The organism is Promineifilum sp. (SeqCode) (assembly GCF_041918635.1).
Taxonomy (GTDB): Bacteria; Chloroflexota; Anaerolineae; order Promineifilales; family Promineifilaceae; genus Promineifilum.
Genome location: NZ_JAYRVJ010000421.1, coordinates 1 through 5,618, shown reverse-complemented (window position 1 = coordinate 5,618; position 5,618 = coordinate 1). Strand labels below are relative to the sequence as shown.

Below are 5,618 nucleotides of genomic sequence, written 5' to 3'. Positions count from 1 at the left end.
GCGCGGCCGCTACCAGTTAGGCCCCGTCCGGCTGCGCACCAGCGACCCGTTCGGCCTCTTTCCGCTGGAGCGCGACCTGACGCCGACGAGCAACGTCGTCGTCTTCCCCATGACCTTCGACATCCACCAGTTCGCGCTGCCAGTCGGCATCTTGCCCGGCGGCGACGCGCTACGCCGGCGCACCCACTACATCACCACCAATGCCTCCGGCGTGCGCGACTATGAGCCGGGCGACAGCTTTAACCGCATTCACTGGCGTAGCACGGCCCGCCGCGACCGGCTGGTGGTCAAGGAGTTCGAGCTTGACCCGCTGGCCGACATCTGGGTCGTGCCCGATATGTCGGTCTACGGCCACGTCGCGCCGCGCAAACAGGCCGCCCCGCCGACGCCGCCCCCCGGCGATATCCCCGGCTGGCTGAAGATGCAGGATTTCCAACTGCCGGAGTCCACCGAAGAGTATACCGTGACCATCGCCGCCTCGGTGGCTCAATACTTCCTGCGGCGTGACCGGGCGGTGGGCATGCTGGCCTATGGGCAGTCCAACGAGATTCTGCAACCCGACCGCGGCGAGCGGCAGTTCAACCGCATCCTGGAGACGCTGGCCGTGCTGCGGGCGGAGGGGGACGTGCCCATCCACGACATGCTCTACACCGAGACCCACCTGTTCCCGCGCGGCACGACGGTCATCGTCGTCACGCCGCTGACGCGGGAGGAGTGGTCGGTGGCGGCGCGCCAACTGACGCGGCGTGGGCTGCGGGTGGTGACTATCCTGGTCAACCCGGCCTCGTTCTACGGGCCGCGCTCGGCCGATTCGCTCTACTATCTGCTGCGCGCCAGCGGGCAGGTGGCCTACATGGTCAACAACGGCGACGACCTGACCTCCGCCCTCAGCCGCGGCGCGACCCAGCCTGGGTACTTTACGGTCTAGAAGAGGCTCACGCAAAGAGCGCCAAGATGCAAAGAACGCAAAGCCCGGAGAGATTTCTGGGCTTTGCGTTCCTGGTTTTCTTGGCGCTCTTTGCGTGAGCTCTTATAGCACGTTCAAGAGAATAGGCTCGGCGACGGCGGCCGGGGCGGGGCGCTCGGCGAGTTTGCCCGACATGCTCCACGGCCCGGTGTGGGTGACGCGGACGGGCACGAGCTGGCCGCGCAGGTCGCGCGGGTCGTCGAAGAAGACGAGCTTGTTGTGCGGCGTGCGCCCGCGCCAGCGCCCCTTGTCGCGATCTTCCACCAGCACCTCGACCGTCTGGCCCAGGTAGCGGCGCATCTTCTCCGTCGAAACCTCTTTCTGCAGCGCCTCGATGAGGTGGAAGCGGCGGCGCTTCTCCTCGTCCGGCACGTCGTCGGCCATCTTGCGGGCGCTGACCGTGCCGGGGCGGGGGCTATAGCGGGCCAGGTGGAGCTTGTCCAGGCGCAGTTCGGCCAGGATGTCGTACGTCTCCTGGAACTGCGCCTCCGTCTCGCCGGGAAAGCCGACGATGACGTCGCAGTGGATGGCCGCGTCGGGGATCACATCGCGCACGTGGTGGACGAGCGCCCGATACTGCTCGCGGGTGTAGCCGCGCTTCATCGCTTCCAGCACCTCATTGTTGCCGGCCTGGATGGGAACCTCGATCTGGGGCATCACCTTGGGCAGGTCGGCCACGGCGCGCAGGATGCGGTCGGTCATGTAGTTGGGGTGGCTGGTCAGGAAGCGGATACGCTCCAGCCCGGCCACGTCGTTGATGACGCGCAGCAGGTCGGCCAGGTCGGGGCCGTCAGGCACATCGGTCCCGTACCGATCCACGATCTGGCCCAGCAGGACGACTTCCTTGACCCCCTGGGCGACGAGCGCGCGCACCTCGGCGACGATCTCGCCCACCGGCCGGCTGCGCTCCCGGCCGCGCTTCTGGGGGATGATGCAGAAGGTGCAGGCGTGGGAGCAGCCGTAGACGACGGCCACCGGCGCGGAGATCGAAGTTCCCTCTCCCTTTGGGAGAGGGCTAGGGAGAGGGAGTTCTCCATCCTGTAGCGCGTGGCGTTGTTCGGTGGCCGCCCGCTCCAGGTCGTAATCCCCGTCCTGCGTCAGGTGGCTGATGAGCGGCAAGCCGTCGGTGGACGGCTCCATGAACACGTCCACAAAGGGGAAGCGCTGCTCCAGGACCTCGTTGCCGCGCACGCCGACGACGCAGCCCATGACGGCCACGGTCAGGTCGGGGCGGCGCGCCTTCAACGGGCGCAGGCTTTGCAGCTTGTGGTACGCCTTATCTTCGGACTGCTGGCGGACAGTGCACGTCTCCAGGACGACCACGTCAGCGTCCTCGGCGCGGGACGTGGGGTGGTAGCCGAGTTTCTCCAACTCGACGGCCACGCGCCGGGCGTCGGCGTAGTTCATCTGGCAGCCGGTGATCCAGAAATGGTAGCTTTTGGTCATGTGTCCGGGGATTCTATTGATCGGGCCGCGCGGCGTCAAGCGCCGCCGTAGCGCAGACTAACAGTCTGCGCTACGGCTCCAGCCACGCCACCGAGGTGCACGCTCCATACGGATGGGACAGCAGTTGCACCTGCTCCTCTTCCGGCGCGACCAGGCCGACGAGGTTATCGGCCAGGGCGACGGCCAGCCAGCGGCCGTCCTCCGTCCAGTCCAACACGGCCGAGGGCAGGAAGAACGGCAGCCGCGTGACGAAGGGAACGGTGCGGTTGGCGGCAATGTCGTGCAGCAACATGACGCCGCTGTTGTCGCCGGAGGTCGTCGCCTGGTCGTGGCCGGTCATCGCCAGGTAGCGCCCGTCGGGCGAGAAGCTGAGCGAGTGGTTGAGGTCGTAGAGCAGGCTCAGCCGCCATTCCGGCCGCCCCGCCGTCCGGTCGTAGGCGAAGACGTGGGCCCGCTGCTCCAGGTCGTCAAGCGCGACGATGAAGAGGGTGTCGGGATGGGCCGGATGCGTCGCCACGTAGGCCAGGGTGAGCCGGCGCATCTGGTTGTCGTCGGGCAGGAACTGCTCCAGATCGGCGGCGGTGATGAGCGTCCGCGGCGTCGGGTCGTCCAGCGTAGCGATGACGACCTCGGTCCCTGCTCCCCTTCCCGCCAGGCCGACGCCGCTGCCACGCGGTGTCGCGTCCCCTTGCGTGCGGATGACGGTCCCCGCGCTGGGCGCGAGGGAAGTGGCGTTGCTCGGATAGCGGATGTAGCCGTAGGTGCTCTCATCCAGCCAGAACGGCGCGTACCCCTGGCCGACTTCTGTCAGGTCGGGCGGCTCGGCGTCGCCAGGCCCCAGCGCCAGCGACTCAGGCAGGAATGGAACCGAAGAATCCAGGAAGCTATAGCGCCGGTCAAAACTGACGAGCACGTTCTGGGGGTACGTATCGCCGGAGCCGGTATAGATGGCCCATTCGCCGTTGGGCGACCAGTAGGGTATCGCCGGCAGTGGCGTGGTCGAACAGCCTCCATCTTCGCACTCATCCAGGTTGATGAGAAACCCGTTCGCAAAGCCATCGTCGGGATCAAAAGAATAGGCGATGAGTTGGCGGCCGGTGGGGTCGGTCTGTCCCAGCGAGACGGCGTAGGTGTTATCATCCGGCGCGTAGGCCACGAGGCGTTGCCCGTCGCGCCAGACGCTCGTCTGCCACGCCTCCGAGGCCAGCGCGAACTCCTGCAAGAGCAACGAATCCGCGCCCGGCAGCGGGCTCATCCAGATGAAGCCATCGAGGCGGTACAACTCAGTCCACGTTTCTTCCTCCGGCAGATAGCGGAAGAACAGCGAAGGTTCCGGCCGCTGTGAGTCGCCCATCGTGGTGCAGGCCAGGTACAAATCTTCCTCGGCGGCCGGGACGGCCGGCTCATCGGGTGTCAGCGAGCCTTGGTAGGCGTAGAGCCACCAGGCCACGTTGGGTTCGGCGGGCGGCGGCTGTCCCTCTTCGGCGTTGGGCCAGATGGCGGACACAAACCGGCCAAAGGTGCGCGCGCGGCGGTTGGATTGCCGCATCATCTCGGCCACCGAGACGTCGGGCACGCTGTGCACCAGAAAATCCACCGCCGTACGCGCCTGTTGCACCTTCTCCTGCGGCAGGTCAAAGGGGAAGTTGGTGTGCAGATAGCTGCCCAGGTCGCGCAGGCGCAACTGCTCGTCCAGGATCAGCTGGTAATCCGCCTCCGTCACCGTCCACTCCGCCAGCCCCAACTCGCTCAACTGGTACTCCAGCAGCAGTTGGAACAGCAACTTCTCGTCGCAGCATTCCCAGCCGACTACCTGGGCGATGACGGCGCTGAGCAGGTGGCGGGTGTAGCCCTGGCGCAACGCCTCGTAGCCGGCCGCGCGCTGTTCGGCGCTGTCGCCGGCCGGCAACCCGACCAGCGTCGGCGCGGGCAACTCGATGATGTCCTTCGACTGGCGCGCCCGTTCCAGCGCGCCGAGCGGCCGGGTGAGGGCGGCCAGCGCCGCCGGATCGGTGTCCAACCGCACGGTCAGGAACAGGTCGGCCGAGCAGTCGATGTCCTCCAGCGTGTCGCACAGGCGGGCGATCTCCGCGTCCAGGTCCCCGGCCAGTTGCGCGCCGATGGCCTCGTCGCGGCCGGGGTAGATCAGGCGCAGGTACTCGCCCTGGCTCGATTGCCACTCGCCCCAAAACTCCTCCAGCGGCGGCGCGAGCAGCCAGCGCTGGTCGCCGCGCCGGTAGACAGTGGTCTGTTGCAGGAGGATGGTCGCGCCGTCCGCGGTGCGGAATGGCTGGTCGATGGCGACGACCGCCTCGTCGAAGCTGGGCGAGAGTTCAATATCGGCCGGACGCTGGCCGGCGGCTGTCTCCGCCTCGGGGGCGGAGAGGATGGCCGGCAGGGAGCCTTCGGCGGGCATCAGGCCGAAGGGGGCGCGATCGACGAATAGTTCCTGCCGAAACACCTCCAGTTCGCCGGCCGTCCAGGCCGGGTCGCGGCCGGAGAGGAAGGAGCGGAAAATCTCCTCATCGCCGTCGCTGGCGGCGCGTTGCACTAGGTTGTGGCTGGCGATGACGTCGGTGCGCACCGCCTGGGTGGTGGCCTCGATACGCTCGGCGGCGCGCCACCAGACGAGCGCCCCGGCGGCCACGGCCAGCGCGGCGATCAGCCCAATTAGCCGCCAGCGCGGGCGTCGTTTCCCGCCGCCGCGCGGCGGCTCCGGCGTCTCATCCCAGTCGGTTTGACGACGCCGGTCGTCCTCTTCTGTCTGCCAGTCGAAGTTCGCGGACATGGTCTTCTTGCCCTCTCGATGAAGCATTGACCGATGACACATCTACAGCGAACGTGTCTCTTAAAATCTGCCTAATCTGCGAAATCTGCGGATGATTTCTCAACTAACCCAGGCGGCGGCGGTGCAGGCGAGGTCGGGTAACACGAGCGGCCAGGAATAGCCGTTATCGGGCGCGACCAGACGAACGTAGCCCCCGCCGGCCAGCGCCAGCCAGCGCCCATCGGGCGACCAGTCGAGCCGCCAGTGCGCGGGCCAGTCGTCGCCGGTTGCCGGGACATGAATAACCATGGTGTGTGGGGCAGCGCCATCGATGGTATGCAAATAGACATCCCAGACAGCCTCGCCTTCGCGGTCGGCCGACGCCTCCAGGGTGCTGACGGCCAGCCAGCGCCCATCGGGCGATATGCCGTACCCCTG

General features: G+C 67.3%; 3 protein-coding genes and 1 pseudogene. 1 reads left to right on the top strand and 3 read right to left on the bottom strand.

Going from position 1 to position 5,618, the window contains the following annotated elements:
- Positions 1-928, top strand: a 928-nt coding sequence (locus ACE3UY_RS13090; protein WP_374687953.1) for a DUF58 domain-containing protein, incomplete at its 5' end; no start/stop codon positions are given.
- A gap of 102 nt (positions 929-1,030) precedes the next feature.
- On the opposite strand, the gene miaB is transcribed toward ACE3UY_RS13090, so the two are convergent.
- From miaB to ACE3UY_RS13075, 3 genes and pseudogenes are all read right to left on the bottom strand, one after another.
- On the bottom strand, positions 1,031-2,413 hold the full coding sequence (gene miaB / locus ACE3UY_RS13085) for a tRNA (N6-isopentenyl adenosine(37)-C2)-methylthiotransferase MiaB (RefSeq protein WP_374687952.1): 1,383 nt from the start codon (positions 2,411-2,413) through the stop codon (positions 1,031-1,033).
- Positions 2,414-2,483: 70 nt separating this feature from the next.
- Positions 2,484-5,201, bottom strand: a complete 2,718-nt coding sequence (locus tag ACE3UY_RS13080) for a hypothetical protein (protein WP_374687951.1) — start codon at positions 5,199-5,201, stop codon at positions 2,484-2,486.
- Between the two features lie 99 nt (positions 5,202-5,300).
- Positions 5,301-5,618: pseudogene (locus tag ACE3UY_RS13075) on the bottom strand (hypothetical protein); the annotation flags it as partial.

Coding starts and splice junctions, on each gene's coding strand:
- miaB (WP_374687952.1), bottom strand. CDS start 2,413: ATGACCAAAAGCTACCATTTCTGGATCACCGGCTGCCAGATGAACTAC.
- ACE3UY_RS13080 (WP_374687951.1), bottom strand. CDS start 5,201: ATGTCCGCGAACTTCGACTGGCAGACAGAAGAGGACGACCGGCGTCGT.